Here is a 3,254-nt window from a genome sequence, read left to right on the forward strand (position 1 = left end):
ATGATAACTCTGGCACTGTCAAAGAGAATCACGGCAAGCGCTTCATCGAAAGTGATTCTGAAGTATCTGATTGGAGTCAATCTCGTGCTTGGATTTGCGTTCATCGGGTTTTCGCTTAGCGGCAATTTGGAGATTGCACTCGCATTCTACTGGGCAGGCTTTGCCGCCAGGCGCAATGACTATCCTCTGTACGCCGCTCTTATCAATAAACAGATCAGCGAGTCGAGTGTCAGGGCGACGGTGATCTCTGTCGCAAGGCAGTTCGACTCGTTCGGTCAGATCGCAGGCGGACCGTTGATAGGGTTCATCGCACTTAAACTCTCCAGCGCAGTTGCTCTGAGCATCACGGGACTGCTTGTCTTTCCAATAGTGGTTCTATATCTTCTAATTCTATATAGAAAAGATCCTCAATAGCAAATTCGTCAGGCTTCAAACGGAAGATGCATAGGCCTTCTTTTCTCTTCAAGAAGAATTACCGGAGCGAAATCAAGGCGCCTTTATGCACAGGCGGAAGCCGAGGCTGCCTTCGGCAGGAGGCCTTCTCAGGTCAAACGTCAACAGTCCACCGTCCTCCGAATCGGAATGCGCGAAGATTGTTCAGGGACCCAATGCCCACTTCGTCTCGGGAAGAGCCGTGGTAGGGAGGAGCGGGTTGGTGGTCGGAAAGAACAAAAGATCAGTTGCTAGAACAAGAGTGCTGCTGGTGCTTACGCACTAGGAGGCAAAAAGCGACTCCTTCGGGCATTATTGGTTTTCCGTTCTCCGAAAAGACCGAGCGAGGATATGTTCTTGGTTAAGATCAAAAACCACGAACACGAGATTCTGAATGGAGTTAAGTATGACGGTATGTGGCGTCTTGTGAACGCACTTGATCATGTCGTGAGGGAGCGTACAAAGCTGCATTTGTCCCAGAACGCAAAGCAGCTGCAGGAGGTGGGCTATTGCAGTAGTATTCAGAGTAATCATCCTCTATTCACTGATGAAAACATCGTTTCCGAGTGAATCGATCGCGACATAGAGCGGAAAGTCTTTAACATGAACCTTGAATATTGCTTCAGTGCCGAGATCGTCGAAAGCAAGAGTTGTCATGTCGGAGATCCTCCCGGCCAGAGCGGCAGCGGCGCCGCTGGGAGCAAGGAAATAAACCCTTCCGTACTCTTTGCAGAGCGATACAGCCTGCTTACTTCTCTTTCCCTTGCCTACCGTTGCCAGAACACCTTTCATAAATAACATTTCAAGAAATGAGTCCATCCTGTTTGAAGTTGTAGGGCCGATAGCCCCGAAGGAGTCCTTTGTAGGTTTGGCCGGTCCGGCGTAAAAAATGATCGCCCCGTCAAGAGAGACAGGCAGCTTCTTGCCTTCTTCGAGCATCTCTTTCAGTCGTTTCTGCGCGGCGTCCCTCATGATGAGAAACTCGCCTGAATAAGAGAGTTCGTCGCCGACGCGCAGTTCTTCAATCCTCAAAGATCACCCTCCCCTTTCTGGCGATATAGCAGTCCGTCGCGAGTCCTACCGGCATTATGGCGATGTGCGTCGGATATGTTTCAATGTGCACCGAGTATGCGGTTATCCCTGTTCCCAGACCCTGATAACCTATCTCCAGATCGTTGACTTCTCGAAGTATTCTTTCTTCAAGAGCCGCGTAGTCCTTATCCGGATGCTTCTCATCGAAGGATCTGGTCAGCGCGAGCTTGGCAAGTACCATCGCCTTGTCGGAACTGCCACCGATCCCAATTCCCACCTTCAACGGTGGGCAACCCCTGGCCGCGCTCTCCCTAAGGGACTCTACAACAGTGTGGACCAGTTCGTCCACTGTTGCCGAGGGGTTCAACATGAAAAGCCGGGAAAGATTCTCACTGCCGCCTCCTTTAACCAGGAAACGGATTTCTAACTCATCTCCCCTTATAGGAAAGAGATGGCATATGACCGGCGTGTTATCACCTGTATTTTTCCTGTTCAGAAGGGGATCGGACACAATGGAGTACCTGAAAGGGCTATCTGTGTATACATTTTTGACTGCCGAATTCAACGTTTCTATTATCGGCTCTTCCAGAGCAACTTCGTTTCCCTGAAAGACGAAGAACTCGAGAAATCCCGTATCCTGACAGATAGGGAGTCCAGAGTCCTTAGCCATTGCTGCGTTTTCTCTCAGCACGCTTGAGAAAGGTCCGTCATAGAGATCGAGCAGTTCCACGATCTTCGGGTCCATCTCCGAGTTCGCCCTCGAAATTGCCTCTTCAAGGTTTCCGATTATTCTTTTCGCTGAAATCAAAGTCCCACCCCTCAATCCAGACTGTTGAACTCCTCCGATAAACGCTCCTCGCTCTCAACTACTTTCTTTTTGAGTTCTTCCAGTGAGTGAGTAATCAATTTCAAATTCTCTTCCATCAAATCTACAACACTCTCCATGCCAGAAATCGACGGTCCTCCGGGAACGCTACGGATTTGAACGAAGTGTCGCGGAGAGAGAACTGTCTCCAGCTCCTGATCGTCCATTTTCAAGGCCCTTCCCACCAGTTCAAGGAACCTTCGGCGAAGAGCTTCAAGAGAGTATCCCGACTTCACAAAGGCACTAGTCACGCCGTGAGCGGTTCTAAAGGAGATCCCCTCCCTCCTTACCAGCTCATCGGCCAGTTCCGTTGTTGTAGCGCCGGTAGAGATCGCGATCTCATCTACCCTCTGCTTATCTACGGAGACTTTGAGGAGCGTCTCTTGCAGCAATTCCAGCAAGCCCGACACCGTTTCGCAGCCCCTGGTGAAGCTTGCAACCGGCGCGTCGGCCACTTCGTTCACATCTTGGTAAGGCACGTTGTGGAAGAGGTCAATCAGGCTCTGGAAGTCGCCAGAGGCCATTCCTGACTGGATCCTTATATGCTCGATAATGACCGGATTTCTTTTCTGCGGCATTATGCTGGAAACCTGTACTAGTTCATCTGGAAAGCTTAACAATCCGACTTCGCAGGAGGCTTTGTGCGCCATGTCTGCCATGAGGCGCGTTATATCGTTGAGAATACTCTTGAACCACATCGAAGGATAGGTGAGCCAGTGGGAAGTGACAATAGCCTGGTAGGAGTTTGGCACCGGCTTTTCAAACCCAAGAAGATCCGATACCAGCTGCCTGTCAATGTCGAAACCAGTCGTAGTAATCGCCGCAGCTCCGAGAGGACACTGGTTCACTACTCTGAGAGACGCGTTCAGCCCTTCGATGCCTTCCAGAAATTCGAGCATGAAAGATGAGAGATAGTGTGCGAGAG

At 50.4% G+C, this 3,254-nt stretch carries 3 protein-coding genes; all 3 read right to left on the reverse strand.

Features of this window, described 5'->3' with window-relative positions; translation table 11 throughout:
- Positions 1–969 precede the first annotated feature (969 nt).
- Positions 970–1,464 (reverse strand): TRZ/ATZ family protein, encoded by a 495-nt coding sequence (locus tag ENN47_03840; GenBank protein HDP77312.1) that lies wholly within the window; start codon positions 1,462–1,464, stop codon positions 970–972.
- Complete coding sequence (locus tag ENN47_03845) at positions 1,454–2,209, reverse strand: fumarate hydratase (protein HDP77313.1); 756 nt, start codon at positions 2,207–2,209, stop codon at positions 1,454–1,456. Before ENN47_03845 ends, ENN47_03840 begins: the two co-directional genes overlap by 11 nt.
- 74 nt (positions 2,210–2,283) lie before the next feature.
- Positions 2,284–3,254 (reverse strand): hypothetical protein (locus ENN47_03850; GenBank protein ID HDP77314.1); only part of this gene is annotated, 971 nt, incomplete at its 5' end.

This window comes from Mesotoga infera (assembly GCA_011045915.1).
GTDB lineage: Bacteria > Thermotogota > Thermotogae > Petrotogales > Kosmotogaceae > Mesotoga > Mesotoga infera_D.